19 protein-coding genes are annotated in these 25,920 nt (G+C 47.8%); 16 read left to right on the top strand and 3 right to left on the bottom strand.

The window, feature by feature from the left end; translation table 11 throughout:
- Positions 1–19: 19 nt before the first annotated feature.
- Positions 20–775, bottom strand: a complete 756-nt coding sequence (locus MHB82_RS17785) for a helix-turn-helix transcriptional regulator (RefSeq protein WP_176475926.1) — start codon at positions 773–775, stop codon at positions 20–22.
- Between the two features lie 282 nt (positions 776–1,057).
- On the opposite strand from MHB82_RS17785, the gene MHB82_RS17780 reads away from it, so the two are divergent.
- The 10 genes from MHB82_RS17780 to MHB82_RS17735 all read left to right on the top strand — a co-directional run bounded on the left by MHB82_RS17780 (position 1,058) and on the right by MHB82_RS17735 (position 15,742).
- A complete protein-coding gene (locus MHB82_RS17780; RefSeq protein WP_095357511.1) occupies positions 1,058–2,413 on the top strand; it encodes an extracellular solute-binding protein in 1,356 nt (451 codons plus the stop codon).
- 112 nt (positions 2,414–2,525) lie between these two features.
- Positions 2,526–5,423: an extracellular solute-binding protein gene (locus MHB82_RS17775; protein ID WP_341175476.1), complete on the top strand. Its 2,898-nt coding sequence runs from the start codon at positions 2,526–2,528 to the stop codon at positions 5,421–5,423.
- 58 nt (positions 5,424–5,481) lie between these two features.
- On the top strand, positions 5,482–6,399 hold the full coding sequence (locus MHB82_RS17770) for a carbohydrate ABC transporter permease (protein WP_375335157.1): 918 nt from the start codon (positions 5,482–5,484) through the stop codon (positions 6,397–6,399).
- Between the two features lie 2 nt (positions 6,400–6,401).
- Positions 6,402–7,277, top strand: coding sequence for a carbohydrate ABC transporter permease (locus tag MHB82_RS17765; protein WP_076288847.1), 876 nt, complete (start codon positions 6,402–6,404; stop codon positions 7,275–7,277).
- Positions 7,278–7,292: 15 nt separating this feature from the next.
- A complete protein-coding gene (locus MHB82_RS17760) occupies positions 7,293–8,756 on the top strand; it encodes a hypothetical protein (protein WP_437126794.1) in 1,464 nt (487 codons plus the stop codon).
- The gene (locus tag MHB82_RS17755; protein ID WP_341175475.1) at positions 8,740–9,375 is read left to right on the top strand and encodes a Yip1 family protein; all 636 of its coding nucleotides are present in this window, start codon (positions 8,740–8,742) and stop codon (positions 9,373–9,375) included. The genes MHB82_RS17760 and MHB82_RS17755 overlap by 17 nt, the downstream gene beginning before the upstream one ends.
- Before the next feature lie 16 nt (positions 9,376–9,391).
- Positions 9,392–11,974: a DUF5696 domain-containing protein gene (locus tag MHB82_RS17750; RefSeq protein WP_341175474.1), complete on the top strand. Its 2,583-nt coding sequence runs from the start codon at positions 9,392–9,394 to the stop codon at positions 11,972–11,974.
- Positions 11,975–12,027: 53 nt separating this feature from the next.
- A complete protein-coding gene (locus MHB82_RS17745; RefSeq protein ID WP_095357516.1) occupies positions 12,028–12,873 on the top strand; it encodes a carbohydrate ABC transporter permease in 846 nt (281 codons plus the stop codon).
- Between the two features lie 17 nt (positions 12,874–12,890).
- On the top strand, positions 12,891–13,835 hold the full coding sequence (locus MHB82_RS17740) for a carbohydrate ABC transporter permease (protein WP_110823077.1): 945 nt from the start codon (positions 12,891–12,893) through the stop codon (positions 13,833–13,835).
- Positions 13,836–14,044: 209 nt separating this feature from the next.
- Positions 14,045–15,742, top strand: a complete 1,698-nt coding sequence (locus MHB82_RS17735) for an RICIN domain-containing protein (protein WP_341176656.1) — start codon at positions 14,045–14,047, stop codon at positions 15,740–15,742.
- Between the two features lie 128 nt (positions 15,743–15,870).
- Here MHB82_RS17735 and MHB82_RS17730 read toward each other — a convergent pair whose 3' ends face one another.
- Positions 15,871–17,013, bottom strand: a complete 1,143-nt coding sequence (locus tag MHB82_RS17730; protein WP_110823075.1) for a glycosyl hydrolase family 8 — start codon at positions 17,011–17,013, stop codon at positions 15,871–15,873.
- 246 nt (positions 17,014–17,259) lie between these two features.
- On the opposite strand from MHB82_RS17730, the gene MHB82_RS17725 reads away from it, so the two are divergent.
- The 6 genes from MHB82_RS17725 to MHB82_RS17700 all read left to right on the top strand — a co-directional run bounded on the left by MHB82_RS17725 (position 17,260) and on the right by MHB82_RS17700 (position 24,155).
- Positions 17,260–18,588, top strand: coding sequence for an SGNH/GDSL hydrolase family protein (locus tag MHB82_RS17725; protein WP_341175473.1), 1,329 nt, complete (start codon positions 17,260–17,262; stop codon positions 18,586–18,588).
- Between the two features lie 60 nt (positions 18,589–18,648).
- Positions 18,649–19,416: an alpha/beta hydrolase gene (locus MHB82_RS17720; protein ID WP_341175472.1), complete on the top strand. Its 768-nt coding sequence runs from the start codon at positions 18,649–18,651 to the stop codon at positions 19,414–19,416.
- Between the two features lie 86 nt (positions 19,417–19,502).
- Positions 19,503–20,138, top strand: coding sequence for a glycoside hydrolase family 11 protein (locus MHB82_RS17715; protein ID WP_095357522.1), 636 nt, complete (start codon positions 19,503–19,505; stop codon positions 20,136–20,138).
- 124 nt (positions 20,139–20,262) lie between these two features.
- Entirely contained in the window at positions 20,263–21,102 is an 840-nt protein-coding gene (locus MHB82_RS17710; protein ID WP_110823069.1) for a formylglycine-generating enzyme family protein, read from the top strand.
- Between the two features lie 181 nt (positions 21,103–21,283).
- Positions 21,284–21,997 carry a beta-glucanase gene (gene bglS / locus MHB82_RS17705; protein WP_341175471.1) on the top strand — a complete coding sequence of 238 codons (714 nt, stop codon included), beginning with the start codon at positions 21,284–21,286 and terminating at the stop codon, positions 21,995–21,997.
- Positions 21,998–22,517: 520 nt separating this feature from the next.
- Positions 22,518–24,155, top strand: a complete 1,638-nt coding sequence (locus tag MHB82_RS17700) for an extracellular solute-binding protein (RefSeq protein ID WP_445671263.1) — start codon at positions 22,518–22,520, stop codon at positions 24,153–24,155.
- Between the two features lie 116 nt (positions 24,156–24,271).
- Here the strand turns inward: MHB82_RS17700 and MHB82_RS17695 are convergent, their stop codons facing one another.
- The gene (locus MHB82_RS17695; protein ID WP_110823067.1) at positions 24,272–25,912 is read right to left on the bottom strand and encodes a response regulator; all 1,641 of its coding nucleotides are present in this window, start codon (positions 25,910–25,912) and stop codon (positions 24,272–24,274) included.
- Positions 25,913–25,920: the final 8 nt, after the last annotated feature.

The following is a 25,920-nucleotide window of genomic DNA, read 5'->3' as shown; positions in this document are numbered from 1 at the left end:
CAAACAGATTCATTTATACCTATGCCGTATGGGTTTTCTGTCTCCGGTAGGCATTGGGACTTGAACCGGTATACGATTTGAACTTTTTGTAGAACCAATCAATATCCTTATAACCGACCTCTACAGCTATTTCGTATATTCGCAAACTGGTAGAGGATAGAAGCTGCTTGGCTTTCTCCATACGCTGCTGAAGCAAGTAATCCGTGAAAGACATATTTTCCTCCAGCTTGAACTTCTGGCCGAGGTAAGCGCAATTGAAATGCAGCATATCGGAAATTTTCCTTAGCGTGATTTCATCCCCCAGATGATCCCGGATATAGGCTTTGACCAGGCGGATGACATGACTGGAGTTCATTGCTTTTCCGTAGATTGGAATAGGGAATTTACTAGGCAGACTTGGCTTGACTGGTTCAGAGCTCAGCCTGTTCTGCATTCCAAGTAAACTGTTCAGCAGATCAGAGGGCCCGACTGGACCCGACAAATAGTCATTTACCTGATAAGCCAGTGCTTTCCGCACAAGTCGGTAGTGATCTCTTCCACCCAGCAGAAGGATTGGAATATCACTTGTTTTCCGTATGTGGTGACATAACCACAGCCCAGCCGTATCACACCGCTCCGTAAATACAACAACAATGGCAAATTGCTGTTCAGACAAAGCAGTCAGGGCTGCAGGAGCAGAATGGACACATTCACCGATCACATACTGCGATTTGTTATGGTTCAGCAGTTGCTGAAGTTCTCTGCACCAACGGCCACTGTAATCGACAAGCAGCATATTGTACAAGAAGCATGACCTCACCTTCCTGAATTTCGTTCGGCGGTTCATCTCTGGATAAAGGCATAATTTTATTATGGGAATAAAAGAAAGCGCATACAATGTGCAACTTTTTGCAGACAGTGCATTTCTTTACCAATTCACATTAAAAAGACAGCGCATCTCTTCAAAAGCCCGCCTTTCTATAATTTGACAGGGTAAATATCTAATTTTCATCAGGTTGTTTACGCTTTCATCCGAGAGATACACTGTGGGAGCAAACGACAATCAGGGGGGAAGACGATGAGAAAGAACAAGTTTATGCTGCTGAGCCTGGTATTCGCGGTCATGCTGTTAATTGCTGCATGCAGTTCTACGCCAACCGCACAACCTGAACCGGAGAAACCGGCACCTCAGGAGGAACAACAACCTGCCGAAACTGAGCCCGAGAATGAAAACTCCACACCGGAGATGGATTTTGATATGGGCGGCCGGACCATCAAAGTGGTTGCTTGGTGGGATATGGAGATTCAGGACAATAACCCGGACAATATTCAGCGCCTCGAAAATCTGGAAGCACTGAAGAAAAAACACAACTTTAACATCGAATATATTTCCATCGACTTTGGTGAGTATCAGGAGAAAGTGGTGGCTTCCCTGATGGCTGGTGAACCGCTTGGGGACTTTGTAAGGCTCGGTAAGGACTACGCCATCCCCGCATTGACCAAACAGGATCTGTTGTGGCCAGTAGATGACTATATCAAGAACGACAAGGTATTCAACCAGAAAACGACCAAGGAATACATGCAGTACGAAGGCAAGGGCTACGGGTTTACCGAAGATCAATCTTCGTTCATTAATGGCATTTTCTACAATCGGACCCTTATGCAGGAACTGGGCTTGAAGCCATTGCAGGAATATGTGGATGCCGATGAATGGAACTGGGATACATTCCTCAGCGTCGCAAAGGAAGCAAACAAGGATCGAAACAATGATGGCAAGCTGGATACGTGGGGACTTGCTCAGACGGGCCTTCTTGAACCAATTTTGTATTCCAACGAAGCTTCTCTGACCAAAGAGGATAAGCAGAACCTGGAAGATCCGAAAACCAAAGAAGCGCTGAACTTCCTGTCCAAACTAGCAACGGAGAAAGTCGGCAGAGCTTCAGAAGGCGGTGACTGGACAGAACCATCCACCTTCTTCCGTCAAGGTAATACGCTGATGTATTCAGGGGCAATGTACGAAGTGGAAGGCATTATGACGGATATGAAGGATTATGATATCGGCTTTGTACCTTTTCCCAAAGGACCAAGTGCTTCGGCATATCACTCCGGTGAATCACGCTACCAAGCAATTACAATTCCTAAAGCGGTGGAGAACCCGGAACAACTGATGTACATCTGGGAGAAAATTAACGAGATCGATTCGATCTACGAGTATCCCGGCCAATCCACGCTGGAGACACACCTGACAGATGAGGCGGACATCAATAACGCCAGAGAGGTTGCAGAGGGCATGCTTGTACTCGACCACAATACATTCCCGTCCCTGCCATTCTGGGACTTTGATGCAGAGCTTAAAGAGGGCGTATCCGTATCTACGCTGATTGAGAAATACAAGGCTCCATTCCAGGCAGCGATTGATGAGGTATATAAATAAGCACCTACACTATACACGGGCAGAACGCATCAGTATGGGTGTGGTCTGTCCGGGTTAGTTAGTCAACCGTTTTATGGTCGCTACGCTTACAGGAAAGGGGATACATTCGAACATGCGGTCACGTAAGAAAATGGGGCTGATTCTGGTGCTTGTCCTGGCCTTAGTGTTCTCGATCTGGACGATCTATCCATCGCGTGATCAAAGCACGGGAACGGTACATGCGCTCGAAGATTTTGAAGCGGTCTCGAACACGGACGATGAAAGCAGCTATGAACATTATCTGAGTATGCATGCCAGCAGCGCCAAGCCGGATAACGTCATACGAATTGAAGGCGAATCTTATGTTCGGGCGGACGGCGGAGCGTTCGAAGTTGTACAGGGATATGAGGAATTGGACGGCAAAGCCGTCATTACGCCTGAAACCGGAAGCATCCGCTGGGATGTGCCCGTACAAGCGAGTGGTCTGTACCATGTCCGCATCCATTATTATCCCGTTGAAGGCAAGAGTTCAGGGATTGAACGCAGGCTGGAGCTAAACGGGCAGGTACCATTCAGGGGGGCTGACGTCCTGCTGTTCGACAGGGTGTGGGGCAATCGGGAAGAAGACATCAGGCGGGATGACCGCGGCAACGATCTCAGGCCGAGACAGGTGGAACAGCCCGAGTGGCAGCTCGCTTCCTTCAGGGATAGCGCAGGTTACTTCGAGGAGCCGTTCCAATTTTATTTTGAAAAGGGTACACAGGATTTAACGCTCACCTCGCTAAGAGAGAGCATGGCCATTGATTATATTGAACTGTATCAGGAAGAGGACGTCCCTTCTTATGCGGATTTGCAGGCAAGTTATGAGACACGTGGCTTGAAACCGGCTGAGCCTGTCATGCTGAAGGTTCAGGCAGAGCAGGCAGCGAGCAAGTCCTCGCCGACACTGTCACCCATCTCGGATCGATCCAGTCCTTCACTTGAGCCATATCACGTTTCGAAGATTCGGATTAACGCCATTGGAGGAATAAACTGGAAACTGCCGGGTGAATGGATTGAGTGGGAGATTGACGTGCCGGAAGACGGGTTATATCAGATCGCGCTGAAGGTGAAGCAGGACCAACTGCGCGGCATTTATGCCACCCGCAGTCTCACCATTGACGGCAAGGTACCGTTTAAGGAAATGAAACGCATTCGTTTTAATTACAGTCCTTCCTGGCAAACGCAAGTCCTCGGAGCCGGAGAAGAACAGCCCTATCAGTTCCATCTTGAAAAAGGGAAACACCGCATTCGGATGACAGTCACACTGGGTGATATTGCCCCGCTGCTCCGTACGGTAGAGTCCAGCGTGCTGGAACTGAACGAGATGTACCGCAAAATATTAATGATCACTTCGAACCAACCCGATCCACTGCGGGACTATCAGCTCGAACGGCGTATTCCGGAGATGACCGAGGTGTTTCAACGACAGGCGGATACACTTAGCTCGGTTGCAGCCTATCTGGAGCAGGCCACGGGTGAGCAGAGCGATAAAGTTGCGATTCTGAATGCAATGGTCGTTCAGCTTAAGGATATGGTGGCCAGACCAGAGACGGTAACGAAACGATTGGATACATTCAAGATTAACGTGGGTGGACTTGGCACCTGGATTCTGACCGTGAGAGAGCAGCCCATTACGATGGATTACCTTGTCGTATCCCAGCCAGGTGGGTCACTGCCGGATGCAAATTCTTCGGCCATCCAGCAAGTAAAGCATGAACTGGGTGCCTATGTGGCTTCCTATACGGAAGATTACGACAGTATCGGCAACGTGGAGCAAAAGAAAGACGCGATTACCGTCTGGATTACAACTGGACGGGACCAAGCCCAGGTGCTTAAGGGTCTGATCGATGATTCGTTTACCCCGGATACCGATGTCTCGGTACAATTGCGTCTTGTTCCGCCCAACATTCTGCTGCCTGCAACGCTTTCGGGGGAAGGACCGGACGTGGCCATGCAGATGGGTGAGGACATACCCGTGAACTATGCGATGAGAAATGCGGCAGCGGATCTGAGCAAGTTCCCGGACTTCGAAGAAGTTTCCGGACGGTTCCGTGAAAGCGGACTGACGCCTTACCGTTACAATGACGGGGTCTACGCGCTGCCGGAGCAGCAGCACTTCCCGATGCTTTTTTACCGTAAAGATATCCTGAATGAGCTGGGCCTTGAACCGCCGAAGACATGGCAGGACGTCTATAACGCCATCGCGGTGCTGCAAAAACACAACATGGAGTTCTATCTGCCCATCGAGGATACGCTGAACAATGCAAACCTTGTACCGAACTCCACTTTTGCCATGCTGTTGTATCAAAATGATGGCACCTTCTATACGGAAGATCAGAAGAAGAGTGCACTGGATTCGGAGATTTCAATGGATGCTTTTAAACGCTGGACCCAGTTCTATACCAATTACAAATTTCCGCTCAAGGCAGACTTTCCAAACCGGTTCCGTACTGGGGAAATGCCGATTGGCATCGCCGATTATACAACGTACAACATGCTGACGGTTATGGCACCGGAAATTCGCAACCTCTGGGATTTTACCATTGTTCCGGGTACTGAGCTTCCGGACGGTACTATACGGCATGAGGTAGCCAGTGCGACCAGCGCCGTGATGATGCTCGAAAATGCAGGCAACAAGGAAGCTGCATGGAAGTTCATGAAATGGTGGACCGATGAGCAGACCCAGATCGAATACGGAAGAGAAATGGAAGGCTTGATGGGGGCAGCTGCCCGTTATCCGACGGCCAATATTAAGGCACTGCAGCAGCTGCCTTGGCCCGTGAAGGATTATCAAAATCTGGAGAAACAATGGAAATGGGTACAAGGTATCCCACAGCTTCCGGGAGGTTATTTCACAGGCAGGCATCTGGACAATGCATTCCGTAAAGTGGTCAACGCCAACGAAAACCCGCGTGAGGCCCTGTCAGACTATGTCCTGTATATCGATAATGAAATCGAGTTAAAGCGCAAGGAATTCAATCTGAAGTAGAAGGAAGGGAGGGTAACGGTTGCAAGCCAAAACAGCCAAGACAGCAGCCGCTCCTGCCATCCATACGCGTCCAGCGGGCAGGTGGTCCCTTTTGAAAAGGGATCTGTATCTCAGCAGACACTATTACGTATTGATGGCACCGTTTATGTTGATCTTTTTCATGTTCACTGTCATTCCGGTCGGCATTTCGCTTGGGCTCAGCTTTTTCCATTTCAATATGCTGGAGCTGCCGCGTTTTATCGGCTGGCAAAACTATTCACGCTTGTTCCTGGGGGACGATGTCTTTTTAATAGCTCTGAAAAATACGCTGCTGTTTGCCGTCATCACCGGCCCAGTCAGTTATATTGCCTGCTTTTTGTTTGCCTGGATCATCAATGAACTGTCGCCCAAAATCCGGGCGGTTATGACGCTGATATTCTACGCTCCGTCCATATCCGGTAACGTGTTTTTCATCTGGCTGATCATCTTCTCCGGTGACAGCTACGGGTACATGAATGGCTTCCTGATGCGTCTGGGCGTCACCCTGGAACCCATCCAATGGCTCGCAGATGAGAGATACGTGCTGGCCATCGTCATTATCGTTCAACTATGGCTCAGTCTTGGAACCAGCTTCCTGGCTTTTATCGCAGGTTTGCAGACGATTGACCGCTCGCTGGTGGAAGCCGGTACAGTGGATGGGATCAAAAATCGCTGGCAGGAGCTCTGGTATATTACCCTGCCATCGATGAGACCCCAACTCATGTTTGGCGCAGTCATGCAGATTACGGCTTCATTTGCTGTAGCCGAAATTTCGATTGCCCTGGCCGGTTTCCCAAGTGTTAACTATGCAGCGCATACGGTCGTTACCCACTTGATGGACTTCGGCACCATTCGCTTCGAGATGGGTTATGCCTCGGCCATTGCAACGGTGCTGTTTGCACTGATGCTTGGTACGAACGTCTTGACGCAAAAAATGCTGAGAAAGATAGGTGAATGACAATGACCAGCAAAGTACGTGCCGTGTTCGGCATGCCCAAAAGACTGAATCGGTCATTTACCGTCAGCCTGATGCTGTTTGCCCTGCTGGCCGTGTTTGGATCATTTATGGTGTTACCTCTCATCTATGCTGTTAACAACGCATTTAAGCCACTGGATGAATTGTTTATTTTTCCACCGCGCTTCTGGGTGAACAATCCGACAACGGAGAATTTCGCGGATCTGATCAATCTGATGGGCAATTCGTGGGTACCGTTATCCCGTTATATTGCCAATACATTGCTCATTACGATCCTGGGTACGGCAGGACATATCCTTCTGGCCTCAGCGGCGGCTTATCCACTGGCGAAATATCGTTTTCCCGGTTCTAAGGTGCTGTTCACAATTGTCATTCTGTCCCTCATGTTTTCGCCGCATGTCACTGCCATCCCGAACTACATGGTTATGTCCTGGCTCGGCTGGATTAACAGTCATGCTTCGATTATCGTGCCATCCCTAGCATTCTCGTTGGGACTGTTTCTGATGAAGCAGTTCATGGAACAGATCCCGGATGCACTGCTGGAGGCAGCTAAAATTGATGGCGCGAATGAATACCGGATTTTCTGGAGTATTGTGATGCCTAATGTGAAGCCAGCTTGGCTTACTCTGATGATTTTGCAGTTTCCGGCCCTCTGGGGAACAGACGGTGGAAGTTTTATTTACAGTGAAAATCTTAAAACATTGCATTACGCGCTCAGCCAGATTGTTCAGGGAGGAATAGCGAGAGCGGGGGTTGGTGCAGCGGTTGCACTGCTGCTTATGATCGTACCGATTACCCTGTTCATCATCTCCCAGAGCAGTGTCATGCAGACGATGGCTACTTCGGGCATGAAAGAGTAGAAAGGAGGCAGCGAGGTGCGGATAAGCACATGGAACAAGCAGGGCTGGATCATCATGGGCATGGTCTGCCTCCTGTGGTTCAGCCAGGAGGCAGCACCCGTGAGTGCAGATGGCAAGCAGGATGCTTACCAATATTCCTACTGGGGCGATTCCGTTCCGGCTCCTGCAGCATACGAGGCCACGTCCATCATTACGGGAAAAAAAGTGAACGCTGGTGCATTCAAAGAACCAAGTGACATGCATGTTACCGCGGATCAGCGGGTGTTTGTACTGGATTCCGGCAATGGTCGCATTGTGGAAATGGATCGTAATTTGAAGCTGGTCCGGACGATTGATTCCTTTGAACGTGAGGGAAAGAAGGAGCAATTCAATAATCCGCAAGGGCTGTATGTAAGTGAAAAAGGGGATCTTCTCATTGCGGATACCGACAATCAACGGGTCGTTCATCTGAATGAACAAGGCCAATTGGTCAAGGTTCTGGCTGAACCGAAATCGGATCTGTTACAAGCGGATTTCCAATTCAAACCCGTTCGGGTTGTCATGGATAAAGGAGACCGCATTTATGTCATGGCAGCGGGTGTATTTGACGGATTCATGGAGTTCAGTGCCGACGGTACATTTTCCTCCTTTATCGGGGCGAACAGGGTTCAAGTTGACCCAGTAGAGTATTTGTGGAAACGATTTGCCACGCGCGAGCAGCGCAGTCAGATGGTCATGTTCACGCCGACGGAATTCACCAACCTGGATATGGATGAAGAGGGATTCATCTATGCCACGAGCGGTGACCGCGGCAAAGATCCAATCAAGAAGCTGAATGCCCAGGGGACCGATATCTTGCGCAGACAAGGTTATCATTACCCACAAGGTGATCTGATGTACACGAATGAAGCAGGGCCATCGCGCCTGATTGATGTAGACGTGGGAGACAGTGACATGTACTCGGTGCTTGACTCCAGCAGAGGGAGAATATTCACCTATAACGGTGATGGGTACCTGCTCCATATTTTTGGGGGGATAGGCAATCGGTTGGGACAGTTTAACACACCAGTTGCACTGGAACGTGCAGGAGACCGAATGCTTGTGCTGGATAAGGCGCTCGGTGAGATTACGGTATTCGAGATCACGGAATACGGGCGCACGCTGCACGAAGCGGTGCGCAGTTATTACAACGGGGATGAAGATCAATCCTCGGTGCTGTTCGCCAAGGCCGCCGAGATGAATGCGAACCTGGAGTATGCTTATGCGGGTATTGGCAAGTCGCTTCTTCGCCAGAAGGATTATGCCGAATCTGCGCAATATTTCAAACGTAGCATGGAGCGGCAGGGTTACTCCAAAGCTTTTCTTTTGTTCCGCAAGGAGCTGATGCGTGAGCATTTTTCGTGGATGATGTCCGGTCTATTCCTTGCTGTTGCTGCGTTTGTTACCGTCGTCATCGTTCGCAGGCAGAAAAGGAGGACAACAAATGCAAGCGCCAAGTAAGCAGCTTTACCAGTATCCGCTTCACCTCATCTTTCACCCGTTCGATGGGTACTGGGAACTGAAATATGAACGTAATCAACGAACGACATTGCTGATTGCCTGTATGATTATGGTGCTGCTGACGGTTACCAAGATTTTGCATGCCCAGTACAGCGGATTTCTCATTAATTTTAACAATCCCAAGTATCTGAATAGCTTGCTTGAAGTGTTGTATGTCATGATCCCGGTACTGTTCTGGTGTGTGGCCAACTGGTCGCTAACGACCCTGATGGACGGAGAAGGCAAGTTTTCGGAGATTTTCATGTCGACGTGTTTTGCACTGGTGCCGCTGCTCCTGATTCATTTCCCGTGGATCTGGCTGAGTCTCGTCATTTCCGCGCAGGAGACAGCCTTTTATTATTTCTCCAATGCACTTGCTGTGGCTTGGACAGTGTATCTGTTATTCGTGGGCAACATGACCGTTCATCAGTACACACCGGCTAAGACGGTGCTTACGATGCTGCTTACCCTTGTAGCCATGGCTTTTATGGCTTTTCTGTGCTTGCTTTTCTTCAGTCTGGTGCAGCAGATCGTATCGTTTGTCATAACCATCTATCAAGAAATCGTGCTTCGGGGCTAAGGAAGGAGGACATCCAGTGAAATATGCTGTAGCAAAAAAAATAACCGGAATGCTGCTGATTGGCAGTCTGCTTCTAAGTGGTTGCCAGGTCTCGCTATCACCGCAAGCTCGTGAGGCAGCAGCAGCTGTAGATCAGGCCGATCTTCCCTCCCTGCCTCCCGGAGAACAACTGAAATCTTCTTTCAGCGATCCTCGACTGCAAGACATGATTGGTATTGCCAGGAATGAAGCCTTGCAGCTGTTTATCGATGAAAAGACGGCAGAGATTGCTGTCCTGGACAGAGAGAGCGGACAGATCTGGCGCAGCAATCCGGCAGATCGAGAGCAGGACGGGATTGCGGCCGGCATTAACAAAGATCTTCTGTCATCCCAAGCCAGACTTAGCTTTTTTAACAACCAGGGTCAGAGCAGTACGGTGAACTCTTATACGGATAGCATCGGTCATAAGCAGGTTAGCTATGAGGCTATGCCAAGCGGGGTCCGGGTTCACTATCAGTTCGGGAGCACGGAGCGCTCCATTGAAGATTTGCCGGTCAAAATCAGCAAGGAACGATTTGAGCAAAAGCTGTTAGCACAGCTCGACAAGGCAGGAGAACGCGCCTTGAAGATCGGGTATACCGAAGACAAAGAAGAAGGTGTTTATGTTCGAATCGACAAGGCTCTGCAGGGACTTCAGCTGTCTCGTGCTCTCAAGGCATTTGACACGGCCGGTTATACGGAAGAAGACCTGGCACAGGACCATGCCGAGCACGGGATCGATCAGGAGCGAAGTGGACCGAGGCTCTTCATGATGACGCTGGAATACGAACTGGATGGTGAGAATCTGCTGGTGCGTGTTCCTGCATCCGGCATTCATTTTCCGGAAGAATATCCGATCAACACCATATCCGTACTGGAATATTTCGGAGCCGGTGGGATGAATGAAGAGGGCTCGATATTTGTACCGGACGGCTCGGGAGCACTAATCCATTTTAACAATGGCAAGCTCCAGTATCCCGGTTACCAACAAGATGTTTACGGCCCGGATTTGACGATGAAGTTGAGAGAAGCCGGCTCGGCGGAAGCCAAAGCCCGGTTGCCGGTCTTTGGACTGATTCGCAAAGAGGGAGCTTTCCTTGGCATTATCGAGGAGGGGGACGCTGTGGCAGTGGTGAATGCGGATATCAGCGGCAAGCTGAACAGCTATAACAACGTATATCCAAGCTTCTATGTCATGAATAAAAGCGATGTAACGCTTCAGGCAAGTGACATGGTGCGAACACTTCCCAAATTCCAGAAAAAACCGACAGCGTCAGACTTTGTTGTCCGTTACGCCTTTGTCGGCGGGGAGAAGGCTTCCTATTCAGGGCTGGCGGAACTCTATCGGAATTATCTGCTGCAAACTGGAGGACTTCCCGAGCAGCAAGCGGGTAAAGAACAGGCGGGCATTCCATTTTATCTGAAATTGTTCGGCGGGATGACAACCCGGCAGCATATGCTGGGTATCCCTTATGATTCGACTGAGGCGCTTACGACTTTTGAGGAAGCCAAGCAGATTCTGTCCACGCTCACGGAGAAAAATGTATCCAACATTCAGGTTCGCTACGCCGGATGGTTCAATGATGGATTGCACCACCGACTGCCGGATTCCATTTCGGTGGATGGAACCATTGGTGGCAAGAAGGGCATGCGCGAATTTAGTGATTACGCACGGGAAGCGGGTATCGGATTTTATCCGGATATAGCTCTGCTGAATGTGCAGTCGAAGAAAGGGTTCAAACCAAATAAAGAGGCTTCACGAACGTTAACCCAGGAACCGGCTGTTGTGTATCCGATGAATCAAGCCTTACAGCGCCGTGACCGGGAAAGGTCACCAGCCTATGTACTTTCGCCCAACAAGCTGGATCAGGTTACCACAGATATGCTGGATGAGATGAAGTCTATTTCAAAAGCAGAGCAAGCGCAATCACTGAGCCTCCAGGATCTGGCTGAACAGCTGAACAGCGACATGAATCCCAAGAAGCAGCTGGATCGAACGGAAGCGTTGGGCGTAGTCACCAAAGCCCTGGAACAGATCAAACAGCAGGCAGGTTCCGTTGTGGCCGAAGGTGGAAATAGCTACGCGCTGCCTTATGTTACCGGACTGACAGATGCTCCAATGAGCAGCAGTCAGTTCAAACTGGAGGATGAGGAGATTCCATTTTTCCAATTGGTGGTTCATGGAAATATTAGTTACACGGGATCTCCCTATAATCTCTCGACGTATACGAACCCGAGACAATATGTGCTGAAGCTGATTGAATATGGTGCAAGTCCTTACTTTGCCTGGTTTAATGCGCCTAATCATGTAGTCAAACAGACCGATTATGACGATCTGTACGCGGCAAATTACGAGCAGTGGGTAGATCTGGCTGCCGAGATGTACAACGAGGTCAATCAGACCAATCTTCCATTTGCCGGGCGATCCATGAAATCGCATGAAGCATTGGCGGAAGGTGTGTACCGAACAACCTATGATGGCGGTGGCTTCGTGATCGTGAATTATAATGATTTTCCTGTAGAGGTTGAGGGCCAATCCGTGGAAGCCCAAGGTTATGTGACAGGTGGTGAGCAGCTCTGAAGACACTCCTGAAATGGAAATCGGGAAGTCGTACGTATGCTCAGCAGAAAGCCATGTGGGGCGTCATCTACGTGCTTCCATGGCTGGTCGGATTTGTATTATTTTTCTTCATCCCGCTGCTCGCGTCACTGCGTTACAGCATGAGCACGATTCAGGCCAATGCAGAAGGCATTGCCATTCAATTCACCGGGGTTGCCAACTATATTCAGGCGCTCACCGTCAATACCAGTTTTAACCGAGCGTTGATCGAGTCGATTACCGATGTGCTTGTCAATGTGCCTCTTATTGTCATATTTAGCCTGTTTCTAGCCGTCATCCTGAACCAGAAGTTCAGAGGCCGGGCTGTGGCACGTTCCATATTCTTCTTGCCCGTTATTTTGGCATCCGGTGTCATCATGTCACTGGAAAGCACCAGCTTGATTGATGCTGTTAATCAGAATAGTACTGGAGGAAGCGCACTAGGTACATTTGAGCTCGAAAATCTGATGTTGGATGCCGGGGTGAGCGAATGGATCGTGACGTATCTGAGCAGTGCCGTTGATCGAATCTATCAGATTGTCAGCCAGTCGGGGGTGCAAATTTTGATCTTTTTGGCTGGCATTCAGACCATTTCTCCTCAGCTCTATGAGGCATCCAAAATGGAAGGTGCTACCGGGTACGAAGCATTCTGGAAGATTACATTCCCGATGGTCAGTCCGCTGATCTTTGTCAATGCGATCTACACGATTATCGACTCGTTTGCCAATAACGCCATGACTGAACTGATCCGCGATACCGGATTCGTGAAATTTGACTTTGGCCTCAGCTCGGCGATGGCATGGGTGTATTTTCTAGCGATTGCCATCATTCTCGTGATTGTATCCATTATTTTCTCGAAACGAGTCTTCTATCAAGATTAGAAAGGAGGACGTTCAGCGTGACGACTTCTCGATTATTATCGCTGGAACACTGGAAAGGCTGGCTCTGGTCAGTGATTCGATTCGTACTGATTACTGGACTTTCCTTTGTTATCCTCTTTCCGATATTTCAGAAAATCTCAACGTCCATCAAAGATAAGGGTGACCTGTATTCCGCAGTGGTGGTATGGATCCCCCAGAATTTCTCGATCGATAACTTTCAGCAGGCTATCCGGGTTATGGATTACTGGGCGACTCTGTTCAATACCTTCGCTCTGTCAGCGACAACAACACTGTTAACGACAGCGTCCTGTGCACTTGCAGGGTATGGTTTCGCCAGGTTGAAGTTCAAGGGGAGCAATTTGCTGTTCGCAGGTGTCATTCTCACGATTCTCGTTCCGCCCACGACGATTTTGATTCCGGTGTATCTCAATCTGAAAAGCTTCGACCTGATGGGCTTGATGACACTGATTACTGGCAAACCGGTGAACCTGCTGAATACCTACTGGCCGTTCATTCTGACCGCCATTACGGCCAATTCGCTTAAAGCCGGATTGTATATTTTTATCTTTCGTCAGTTCTTCCGCGGCATTCCGAAGGAAGTGGAAGAGGCGGCATATGTGGACGGTGCAGGCATTGGGCGGACCTTTGCCCGAATTATGCTGCCGAATGCAATTCCATCCATGGTGACCGTGATGCTGTTTTCCTTTGTATGGCAGTGGAATGATAGCTTCTACACGACCACGTATCTGACTTCAAGTAAGGTCATGTCGACCCAACTGTCTTCGCTTCCGTATAATCTGGCCCAACAAGTAAGTGATGGAGCCTCTAAGGCGGATCCTTTTTATCTAAGCATGATTCAGGATACGGGAATATTGCTCGCCATTCTGCCTTTGATTGTTATCTATCTCTTCGTGCAGCGTTATTTCGTGGAAAGTGTAGAACGTACAGGAATCGTTGGCTAAAACGTTAGGCTTAACCGTGAAGAAAGATCCGAGACAGATCGATACGATCTGAAGAGAGGAGGAGGAGTCTTGCCCCTGAACGTGTGGAACGGGTTGCGGAAGCGTGCGCCAACCGATGCTTAGTCTACTCTTAGGCTTTGCTGCGATTCATCGGATATTGCATTGAGGAAAAGCAATCGATCATGACAGGAGGATATAAAGTGAAAAAGATGTGGATGTCTTGTAAACTTTTACTCGTTTTGGCTTTACTGATTACGATTGCTCCATGGGGAGGAAGCCGCGCAGAGGCGTGGGTTGGCATGCCTATGGGCAAGCTTCACGTAAGTGGCAAGAATCTGGTGAACAGCAACAATCAGCCTGTGCTTCTGAACGGTTGGCATCAACCTTCAGGTGCCTACTGGACGTATCAGAACAGCAATTATTATCTTAATCTGCACGGCAACAATCGTCATGCGGCTACACTGGCCTACCTGAAAGACATTACCGATACATTTGCGGACACAAGTCCGAAATACGGCAGTAATCATGGATGGAACATGAATCAGGTACGTCTGTTCATTGATCGTGAGGACATGGGTGATGTGGCGGCGGGTACATACAATTTTGCCGGTGTGCAGACCGTTACGCAGAACGTCATTATCCCATACATTCAATATGCCAAAACCAAAGGTGTGTATGTCGTCCTGGGACTCGACTTTACGTTGAAGGATGACCAGGCAACCACCGCTTCCAACCTGCAGAAATTCAATCAAATCTGGGGATATCTTGCATCTCGTCCCGAGATTAAAAGTGCCGATAACGTTCACTTTGAGCTCATTAACGAGCCAGTGAAATCGTATGCGAATGGACATTGGGGCGGATACAACGGGGAAAATGATTTTGTGGATCACTGGAATGACCTGCGCAATTTCCAGAACTCCATCATCTCCACGATTCGTAACCAGGGTGCCGATAACGTAATCTGGGCTGCAGGTCTGGGGTATAACCAGTTCTACAGTCTGACGGCAAGCCATCCATTGACGGATCCCCTGAACAACTACGGATATGCCGTTCACTGGTATCCGGGTTACGGCGCGTACGATAACTTCTCCATTTTGCAAGATCAGTGGAATACCAATGTGAAAGCAGCAGCAGACAAGTATCCGATCAATATCACGGAAGTAACCTGGTTTAAGAACAAAGCTGGTGATTCGGCCTATTGGAACCTGTTTAATGGCAGCAACGAAGGTTTCGGTACCAATACCAAAACCATCTTCAACGCGGCTGGAAACGTTAGTATTGCGGCTCACATGAACGGCTTCATTCTTGAGCCAGGGCAGCGCAGTTCTTTTGCCGATCCAACGGCTGGACTGAAATGGGATGGCGATGCTTCACGAAGTGCCATGGGACGATTCCTGTTCAACTGGTACCATGAACGTGCTCAATCGTATCCAGGTAGTGGAAATGGTGGTGGACCCACAACCGGGCTTGTGTCAGGTGCAACCTACAAAATTGTGGCCAGACATTCTAATAAGGTCATTGACGTTCCTGGGGGGCAAAATCAAAACAATCTACAGCTTCAGCAGTGGAGCGATCTGGGCGGCAATCCTCAGAAGTGGGTTCTGACCTCCATCGGCGGTGGCAGTTATACACTAACCAGCGTGAACTCACCGGACAAAGTGATTGATATTCGCAACGGTACCCTCACGAACGGTGAAGCGGTTCAGCTCATGAGCAATCTGAACACGACCGCACAGCATTTCAAAGTCAACGATCTGGGGAATGGATATTGGAGTATTATTAACGTGAACAGCAACAAAGCGATTGAAGTAGAAAACGCTTCCACATCCGATGGTGCCAAGTTGCAGCAGAATACGTACACGGGTGCAACGAATCAACAATGGAAATTTATCGCGGTTAGCAATTAACATTATTGAACAAGAGGACCTTCACGGCTGTTATCGCCGGAAAGGTCCTCTTTACGTGAGATTTCAGTCTGCGCGATGTGCTGTGATGCATAGGAACTCCATTTGTACGATGACTCATTGTAGAGGGATTAATATATCCGATATCTACCGCTTAAAGCCAGCAAGCTGAAAAAATACAGACAGTTATCATAATAGCGGCGCTCACCCTGCCGCAAGGGGGTGTTCCAAAAGAGGCGTACGAAATGTTCGACATGTGGACCATCTGCAGCCAGCGAGGCCATCGCGTTGGTAGCGAGCAGACCGATCGGATGTAAGGAAGGTTCATCGAACGGTTCACCTTCAATGGTATATCGGCGATATTCGGCGACATCAATGCTGCTGAAGAAGGACTGAATTCGATTGGATTGCTCCACCTGCCAGGGATCCTTGCCGAACCATTCCCAGTCCAGAGCAATATTCGCGGCAACCCGGTAAGCATCGCTGTAAAAGTGTCTAAAATCACCATGCGGCTGAACAGGAGCGGGTGAACCGTCATAGTTCGCATATTCAGGCGAAAGCCCGGTTACAGGATGACAGGCGGAATGCAGATAAGCTCGACTTGCCGCCGCTGCATCTTTCCAGAAGGCTTGATCGTCTTCATCCGCATATAATGCAAACAACTCATAGAAGTGGGGGAGATGGTAGGATGGATCACTGAATGGAGATTCCGGTACGAATTTGATCAATTTGGTTTCCGGGTCCCACATGGGATCTCCCTCGCCATTTTCACCTTGATGAATGCATGCGCGGAGGATTCTTCTGGCTTGTTCCTTATAGTTAAAAGGCGCATCTCCATCACCCCAGCGGTTAGAAGCAAAGAAGAGAGCCATCGCGAAAAACTCCTCACCATCAGGTGCAGGACCTTGAGATAAGCGGGTTCCATCAGGTTTGCAGTGCCAGGCAAAATAATCCTTGTATCGACCTTCAGCATGCTGCATGAACGTATGGGAAAAATTCCAGAGCCGATCGAATTCTTCTTTTTTGTCCATCTGAACAGCCATCATCATGCCATAAGACATGCCTTCGGAGCGAACATCGTTATTACCGGTGTCGAGTAAATAGCCTTTGTCCTCACCCATCGGGTAATAGATTCGCGTATCCTCTTCTCCATAAAACAGCTCGTTCCATGACTCCTCCAGCCGTGCGTTTATTTCCTGTTCATCATAACCAAATTTGTGGAAGAGATTGTTGTATGTATTTGTATCATAGGCGCCTTGACCGGTGATATTCATGGGTTTTCCTCCTCTTATTGCAAACGTTAAACCCATTATATCACGGTAAATGTGTATAAATTAAAGCGTTTACATTGGAAATCTTAGTTCTTTCCTTTTTCCGATTATCATGACCAAAATGAAATGATATGATTGCTGCAAGTCCTATACTTTATCGGGTATCTGTAAAATTATGTAAGTGTTACACTCGTGAAGAAGGACCCACCAAGCATAAAGTTTTACCCGTTTGGATTCCTTCAAATGACGATGAACTTTATGATCGAAGAAAGGATGGTGGTAAACATGGTTCGCGATGCAGGAGATACACCAGAAGCAGATATACACCAAGGGATAACTGCACCGCGCGATCCCGTTGGAGTGAAGGAGACGAATAACGAGGCAACGTTCGATTACTGCTCCCCTGAATATCACAAAATGATTAGCCAATCTCTTTTGAACAAAGGTCACAATGCCAGATTAAAACGGGCAATTCAGAAGGCTGGACAGGGTGAACCTGTTGTTATGGCTTATATCGGTGGTTCGATCACCCACGGCGCTGGCGCAATTCCTATTCATCTCCGTAGTTACGCCTATCGATCGTATGAGCGGTTCAAGGCGATGTTTGCTCCATCAGACAGTCGTTCCATTCAGCTGGTTAAAGCCGGAGTAGGCGGAACGCCTTCCGAACTGGGAATGATACGCTATGATCGTGATGTGCTTGGAGATGGCCAAATTCACCCGGATATCGTCGTTATTGAGTTTGCAGTTAATGATGCGGACGATGAAACCCGGGGGAACTGTTATGAAAGTTTAATATTGAAAGCGCTTGCTGCAGATAACAAGCCTGCAGTCATCCTTTTGTTCAGTGTCTTTGAGAACGACTGGAATCTACAGGATCGCCTAGCTCCGGTGGGCTGGCATTACAATCTGCCCATGGTGAGCATGAAGGATGCTCTTGTCGAGCAATTCCACAAGACCAAGCGAGAAGGTAACGTCATAACCAAAGAGCAATATTTTCATGATATATATCATCCGACCAACCTGGGACATCAGATCATGGCCGATGCACTGGGTCACCTGTTTGATGCCGTGAATCATGCCGAACTGGACCAGGACGATCATGATCTGAGAAGGCCGCCTGTGATTGGGGATGATTTCGTCCACGTGAAACTGCTTGATCGAAAAAACGGCAATCAGCTTGCCAAAATCAACCCGGGGTGCTTCGCGCAGACGGATACCGACCTGCAGATGGCCGAGATGGATGATCACGATTATGCTACGCCGCTCTTCCCGCACAATTGGATGTATACCCGCGGTGATAGGGCCGAAGCGCAAAAGTTCAAGCTGCAAATGCGTTGCAGGTGTCTTCTATTAATTTTCAAAGACTCCGGAAGCGACGAGTTCGGAACAGCCCTTATCAAAGTGGATGGTGTTCTCACCAAACAAGCCAATCCGCATGAAGTAAATTGGACACGCTGTCATGCCATGCTCCTAATTCAAGATAAGCACGTCAGAGAGCATACGATCGAGATCGAAATGGCAGAAGGGCATGAGGATAAACGCTTCACGATTCTTGGTTTTGGCTATGTCAGTTAACAAAACAAAGGCCGGAGATTAATCCAATTGCTAAATGCACCTATGAAGGGAGTACTGTACATGATATCTTCAGCACCGGCTGGATTTGACCAATATCGCAATGATATACCTCGCGGAGCAATAGAGACGATAGAGTATGATTCCACTACGGTAGGGAATACCCGGAAAGCACTGGTGTACACACCTCCAGGATTTTCTTCCGAAAACACATACCCTGTTCTTTACCTGCTTCACGGGATCGGTGGAGATGAGATGGAATGGCAGCAGCATGGTAGCCCGCAGATCATCTTGGACAATCTTTACAACGATAACCTGCTGGAGCCCATGATTGTTGTTTTGCCCAACGGTCGCGCCATGCCAAACGATCGAGCCGAGGGAGATCTATTTGACCCGGAGAAAATAAAAGCCTTTGAACGATTTGAATCCGACTTGATTCATGACCTTATTCCTTATATTGAATCTAATTATTACGCAAGTACAACCAGGGATAATAGGGCAATCGCCGGCTTATCCATGGGCGGAGGACAGTCCTTAAACATAGGGTTGGGCAATCTCAACCATTTCGCTTGGGTCGGTGCCTTCTCTCCCGCTCCAAACACCAAAGCGCCAGAGCTGCTCCTTCCTAATCCGCAGGAAGCAATCTCGCTTTTGTCGCTTCTTTGGATCTCCTGTGGCGATCAGGATAATCTTATCCAAATTAGCGTTGACGTACATCAATATTTGGAGCAGCAGGACGTACCGCACATCTGGTATGAAGAGAGCGGAGGTCATGACTGGCCAGTGTGGAAAAATGATTTGTATCTGTTTTCCAAACGTCTTTTTAAATAAATACCAACTCAACTCCAACTCCAGTGTCTACCCAAAAAAGTACCGAATTATTCAAAAACTAATCCAAATATCAGGAGGTTTTTACCATGTTTAAATTCGGAAAAAAATTGTTAACTGTTGTCCTTGCCGCTTCCATGAGCTTCGGAGTATTTGCCGCTACATCCAGCGCAGCAACAGATTATTGGCAGAACTGGACAGATGGAGGGGGTACAGTTAATGCCGTGAACGGTTCGGGAGGAAACTACAGTGTAAACTGGCAGAACACGGGGAACTTTGTTGTCGGTAAAGGGTGGACTTACGGTACACCTAATCGAGTAGTGAATTACAATGCGGGTGTATTCTCTCCATCTGGCAACGGATATTTGACGTTTTACGGGTGGACACGGAATGCACTTATTGAATACTACGTGGTGGACAACTGGGGAACATACCGTCCAACCGGAACATATAAAGGCACAGTGAACAGTGATGGCGGCACATATGATATCTATACCACCATGAGATACAACGCACCTTCCATTGATGGCACGCAGACCTTCCCTCAATATTGGAGTGTGAGACAAACCAAGCGTCCCATTGGTGTGAACTCTACAATTACGTTCAGCAATCACGTGAATGCATGGGCAAGCAAAGGCATGTATCTGGGCAACAGCTGGTCTTATCAGGTGATGGCAACTGAAGGATATCAAAGCAGCGGAAGCTCCAACGTGACCGTTTGGTAACGTCCTAGCTTCTGGTCATCATTCCCAGGGAATGGTTCAATCGTAATTTCCTGAACAGGAGATCTAGCAAGACAGGTCCAAGGCCTGTCTTGCTTTCAATCCAGGAACCAGAAGGAGACTTAGAATGAAAAAGTGGATGCTATTTCTGTTCATTGCAGCTGTGGCTTGCCTAAGCGCTTGTTCATCAACGAATGCTGATGTAGGGGATCATTTTGTATACGTGGAGGGTGGAACCTTTAAGAGCACCAAGTCGACGTTTAGCGGTAAGGACGTAACCGTTTCTGATTTTTATATCGGGAAATACGAAGTTACGCAGAAGGAATGGATGGAGATCATGGGCGAGAATCCATCCGGCTTCAAGGGAGACGACCTGCCCGTTGAAATGGTGAGCTGGTACGATGCCGTGGAATACTGCAATCAGCGCAGCATCAAGGAAAACCTGAAACCCTACTATAATATCGACAAGAATACGACCGATCCAAGCAACAAAAACGAAAACGACAATCTCAAATGGACGATCACTGTAAATGAAGGCGCAGACGGTTATCGCTTGCCCACTGAAGCAGAGTGGGAGTATGCTGCAAGCGGAGGCCAAAAAAGCATGAACTACGTCTATAGTGGAAGCAGCAATCCTGATGAAGTAGCCTGGTACTGGATCAATGCAGGGGACAAGATATTGACTGGCGACTGGAGCTGGCCTGCGATTGAGAGCAACCGAAATCAAACCCAAAAAGTGGGTACCATGAAGGCCAATGAACTGGGCATCCATGATATGTCAGGAAATGTGAGAGAATGGTGCTGGGACTGGTACAGTCATCCCGAGAGCCCGGAGAATACCTGGCGTGTGGTCAAGGGGGGCGGCTGGATTGGCGGTGTTAACAACAACGAGATTTCCTTTCCGGGTAAATTTGATGCCAATGGATTTGGCCCCGATCAGGGGTTTCGAGTCGTACGTGGAATATAAGAGGTCCCTTCCTAACAGAAGGGCCTTTTTTATAGAAGACGACAGAGAACATTATCTTAAAAAATGAATATTTATTCTTGGAAGTTTGCTATAGTTCGTCATTTTCGATCCGGGTAAAATGGAAATACCAACCAATGTATGCGCTTTATTAAATGGGTGGAATCCTTAATGGAGGTGTATGATGAAAAGGAAGACATGGTACACATTGATTGTTTCGGGAGTGGTTTCTTTATTTTTTTCGGTAAGCGCTTTCGCGGGGTATGTGTTCTGGGAGCCGTTAACCTACTTCAATTCTAGTACGTGGCAAAAGGCAGATGGATACTCCAACGGCTCCATGTTTAACTGTACTTGGCTGGCGAACAATGTCAATTTTACAAGTGATGGTAAACTGCGACTGGGTTTGACGAGTTCGGCATACAACAAATTTGATTGCGGAGAATACCGAACAACCAACAGTTATGGATATGGACTTTACGAAGTTAGCATGAAGCCTGCTAAAAATACAGGGATTGTATCCTCTTTTTTCACCTATACCGGTCCTTCTGATGGCACACAATGGGATGAGATTGATATCGAGTTCCTTGGCAAAGACACAACGAAAGTACAATTCAATTATTATACAAACGGCGTTGGAAATCATGAGAAGATCGTAAATCTGGGCTTCGATGCGTCCCAGGGATTCCATACGTATGCGTTTGATTGGCAACCAGGTCACATTAAGTGGTACGTCGATGGCGTGCTGAAACATACAGCTACAACCAATATTCCGAAAACACCAGGTAAAATTATGATGAACTTGTGGAACGGAACCGGCGTTGACAGCTGGTTAGGGGCATATAATGGAGCTAATCCGTTATACGCAGAATACGATTGGGTGAAATATACGAGTAACTAACAGAAACTCACGATCATGTCCAACTAGTGCAATAAACTGCAAGAAACAGAGGAGCGGATTACGTCCGCAATCCTCTGTTTTTTTATGATCATTTTCAACCTTTACAGAACAATCGAAACGTAAGATGATGAGGGAAAAGTGTGGAAATGAACTCGACATAGAGTGGACGGAAAACCATGAGTATGAGTAACAGCAACGATACCAATAACAACTGATCACCCGAGCAGTTTATTGAACTGTTAGGCCAACCTTATGATGCCAAGCAGATACAAACCTTGCTGGAACCTTTCGGTCACCCTGATAAACAAGAGAGACAAGAGTAAGACGTTGTACTAATACAACATCCGTATTCACTTTTTAATATCCTAAATTAATACAATAAATGTTGCAATATTAGTATGGGCATTCATATGGTTCATTCATTATGATGGACTCTGTAGACAACATCACTACATACAGGGGGACTCACAAGTTGAAAACAATCAAGAAAAGAAAGATTGGCGGTTTGGCTTTGGCAGGAATGTTTGCGCTTACAGCAGTTCTTAGCGGATGTAACAGTGGAGCAAGCAAAGAGGCTGCACCGAGCACTCCGAGTACTGCACTGGAATTGAAGGAAGGGAAGTATGATCCGCCCGTAAAACTTACTTATTTACGTCCCTGGGGACCCGAAATCAAATTCAAATCTGGTGAAGATCAGGACAATAACGTGCACACCAAATGGGCAAAAGACAAGCTCGGCATTGAATTAAAAAATCAGTGGGTATCACCGTCCACCAACAATGCGTTTGAAACGAAGCTGCGCTTGTCGCTGGCTTCCAATGCAGAAATGCCGGATATTATTTCATATCGCGGCGATTTCAATCTGGCACGTGAGTTGATTGAAACAGGCAAGTTCGTTGATGCTGGTGAATTGTTTGATAAATATGCAAGTGATACATGGAAAGCTGCAGTGAATGAAGATCCTTCCGTATGGTATCCGTACATGCAGGATGGTAAACGGATTGGTATTCCGATTCTGGATTACTCCTACAATAGTGATCCAGTGATGTGGATTCGCGAGGATTGGATGAAGAAGTTTAATTTGAAAGCACCTGAAACGCTGGCTGATCTTGAAGTGATTATGGAAACGTTTACGAATAAAGACCCGGATGGCAATGGTAAAAAAGACACCTACGGTCTGACCATCGGATTCAAAAACTGGCTCAGCACATGGATGTCTGATGCTGGTTGGGTCTTCGGAGCCTACGGCACGATGCCAAATCAGTGGAATCTGAACGCAGAAGGCAAACTGGAGTACGGTTCTGTAAATCCAGGAGCAAAACAAGCTTTGGCAACACTGGCTGACTGGATGAAAAAAGGGTATATACCAGAAGAAGCTGGGGTATATGATGAAACCAAAGCAGCAGAAGAGTTTACAGCAGGTAAAGCAGGGATTGTTGTCGGGCCTCACTGGATGCCGTCATGGCCGCTCGAAGATGTGAAGAAAAACAATCCGGAAGCGGAGTACAAAGCTTACCCGATTCCATCTGGACCTGATGGCAAGGCAGGCAGACGCGGTACCGCGAACGACAACGGTGTAGTTCTGATTAACAAAGATATGAAAAACCCAGAAGTCTTTTTCACTTATCAAAACTATCTGTTTGATCACTATGCAAATCCAAAAGCAGGTGATGAATTCGAAAATGGCTTCGCTGAAGGGTATGACTGGGCAATGAAAGACGGCAAAGTAACAACGGATGCTAGTGTGACAGGCGGTTATGCACCTGAGAAATACACCTTAACGTTTGATGGTGCACGTATCCCAAGTCTGAACATGACTACACTTGCGAAGTTTGCTAACGGTGAAGAAGCAACAACACCTTTCGAGAAAAAACTTAAGTCTGGTGTACCGGTACCCATGGTGGAAGCGGCCAAGATTGTTCAGGATCAAAAAGATATCGCTTTAAAACAGATGTTCACAGGTGCACCAACGATGTCAATGCAAATGAACAACGACATTTTAACCAAAATGGAGAAGGACCTGTTCTCGCAAATAATCTATGGTAAAGCTCCGGTTGATGCTTTTGATACATTTGTAGAGAAGTGGAAATCATCCGGTGGAGATCAAAATACGAATGAAGTTAATGAGTGGTACCAATCCGTTACGAGCGGAAAGTAAGTACGAGCTATGTAACTATCTTATCCGTTATTTCATTCTCACCAAGCTGCTCAAACAGGTGGGGAAGTACAAAGAAAAGGCCTTGCTGGAAATCATTCCAGCGAGGCCTTTTTGCTTCAAACCGGCAGATTCTCTCTATATTCCTGTGGTGTCAGATCGTAAAATTTTTTAAATACCCGAATAAAATACGCCGTGTTGTTGTAGCCGACAAGCTCCGCAATTTCGAATACCTTGGCACTTGAGGATCGCAAATAGTATGCTGCTTTTTCCATCCGCAAACGATAGACATAAGCTGTCAGCGCTTCTCCAGTCTCCGTCTTATACACTTTGGAAAGATACACAGGGTGCAGGTGGACATGCTCGGCAATAGCCGGTAAGGAAACATCGGAAGCCAGATGCAGGTCCACAAAGCTTTTGACACTGCGAACGATGGTACTGTGATTGTCCTTCAGCTCCTGTTCTGCGTCTTCACTGATGGAATGAAGTGTGCGGATCGACCAGTCTTTCAACTGCTGGGCGGTAGCATAGCTTGGAGCCTGGAAGTATTTATACGTTTCGGCAGGCAGGACAGAAGAAATTTGTTTTCCATTCTTATGGATGATATAAGCAAACGCCCCTGCCAAGGCATGATACACCTCAATCGTCGTTTCTGCGATATCATGATGCTGCGCGGATTCGAGCAATTCCTCGAAAATGACCTCAATTTTCTGTTCCACATCGTCAAAGCGGCCAGCTTCCAGAAGACTGATTAGGGTTGGAGGCTTGTACAGAGAACGGATGGCAGGAAGGGGGTGTACATCCTTATCGTCTGAAGCCGTGATGAACAAGCCTTGAGCATGTCCCATACGCTTCCGCATGGATCTGACAGCACTCTCATAAATCTCACCAATCTCATTAGGGAATTTGCCCCAGTGAGAGACTGCGATTGAAATAGCCCCTTTTAAATACAACTGAACGTTTGTCTGAATTTGGGCAGCGTAATGTTCCAGCAGCACTTGAGGTTTTTCCTCTTTGCTCATACTTTGTGTGCCGCCTTTTTTGACACTAACCAGCACAACCAGATAATCATGGACATCCCGCGTATGCCACATATGAAAATGCTGCTGCGTCACCTCGCTGATAATGTTGCTAATGGCATACTGCATCAGCGAAAGATCATGGTCAGCCATCTCGGATAGATGCTCTTCCATTCGAATAACAAGCATGCCCAGCTCCTCACCAACCGAATAGGGCAGATTTAGTAATTCGAGCTTGTCTGCGAGCGTTGAGGGAGAATAGGTTTTGCCTGTCAGCAATTCATGGAGCATCGTAGATTGCAATAAAGGCAAGTTATCCTGGAATGCATGTAATGCACGCTGATAGGAGGCCGCCGCTTCCCATTTTTGTTTGATCCGGTCAACAAGCCGCTGTACGGTTTCGATTAGATCCTCATCACTTACAGGCTTCAGCAAATAATCAAAGCTTTCTTGAGCCATCGCTTGTTTGGCGTATTCGAAGTCAGCAAAGCCCGAGAGTAAAATGGTCTGCACATGCGACCATTTCTCGTGAATTGCCGTGATTAACTCAATACCAGACATCTCCGGCATGCGAATATCAGTGATTACGATATCAATATCATGATTCTCCATAATTTCCAGTGCTACGGCACCTGACAAAGCTTCGTGTACAGTGCCGATTCCGCAGCTCTCCCACGGAATGGTTTCCGCCAGCGTTTCTACAACGGAACGTTCATCATCAACTAACAAAATTTGTAACATGTACTTCA

It is taken from the genome of Paenibacillus sp. FSL K6-2862, assembly GCF_038005125.1.
Classification (GTDB): Bacteria; Bacillota; Bacilli; order Paenibacillales; family Paenibacillaceae; genus Paenibacillus; species Paenibacillus illinoisensis_A.
This window is presented reverse-complemented; position numbering and strand designations above follow the sequence as displayed.

What these genes read in the sequence shown, in the direction of transcription:
- MHB82_RS17785 (WP_176475926.1), bottom strand. Translation starts at nt 775, where the DNA reads ATGCTGCTTGTCGATTACAGTGGCCGTTGGTGCAGAGAACTTCAGCAA.
- MHB82_RS17780 (WP_095357511.1), top strand. Translation starts at nt 1,058, where the DNA reads ATGAGAAAGAACAAGTTTATGCTGCTGAGCCTGGTATTCGCGGTCATG.
- MHB82_RS17775 (WP_341175476.1), top strand. Translation starts at nt 2,526, where the DNA reads ATGCGGTCACGTAAGAAAATGGGGCTGATTCTGGTGCTTGTCCTGGCC.
- MHB82_RS17765 (WP_076288847.1), top strand. Translation starts at nt 6,402, where the DNA reads ATGACCAGCAAAGTACGTGCCGTGTTCGGCATGCCCAAAAGACTGAAT.
- MHB82_RS17755 (WP_341175475.1), top strand. Translation starts at nt 8,740, where the DNA reads ATGCAAGCGCCAAGTAAGCAGCTTTACCAGTATCCGCTTCACCTCATC.
- MHB82_RS17745 (WP_095357516.1), top strand. Translation starts at nt 12,028, where the DNA reads ATGTGGGGCGTCATCTACGTGCTTCCATGGCTGGTCGGATTTGTATTA.
- MHB82_RS17735 (WP_341176656.1), top strand. Translation starts at nt 14,045, where the DNA reads ATGTGGATGTCTTGTAAACTTTTACTCGTTTTGGCTTTACTGATTACG.
- MHB82_RS17730 (WP_110823075.1), bottom strand. Translation starts at nt 17,013, where the DNA reads ATGAATATCACCGGTCAAGGCGCCTATGATACAAATACATACAACAAT.
- MHB82_RS17725 (WP_341175473.1), top strand. Translation starts at nt 17,260, where the DNA reads ATGAACTTTATGATCGAAGAAAGGATGGTGGTAAACATGGTTCGCGAT.
- MHB82_RS17720 (WP_341175472.1), top strand. Translation starts at nt 18,649, where the DNA reads ATGATATCTTCAGCACCGGCTGGATTTGACCAATATCGCAATGATATA.
- MHB82_RS17715 (WP_095357522.1), top strand. Translation starts at nt 19,503, where the DNA reads ATGTTTAAATTCGGAAAAAAATTGTTAACTGTTGTCCTTGCCGCTTCC.
- MHB82_RS17710 (WP_110823069.1), top strand. Translation starts at nt 20,263, where the DNA reads ATGAAAAAGTGGATGCTATTTCTGTTCATTGCAGCTGTGGCTTGCCTA.
- bglS (WP_341175471.1), top strand. Translation starts at nt 21,284, where the DNA reads ATGAAAAGGAAGACATGGTACACATTGATTGTTTCGGGAGTGGTTTCT.
- MHB82_RS17700 (WP_445671263.1), top strand. Translation starts at nt 22,518, where the DNA reads ATGTTTGCGCTTACAGCAGTTCTTAGCGGATGTAACAGTGGAGCAAGC.
- MHB82_RS17695 (WP_110823067.1), bottom strand. Translation starts at nt 25,912, where the DNA reads ATGTTACAAATTTTGTTAGTTGATGATGAACGTTCCGTTGTAGAAACG.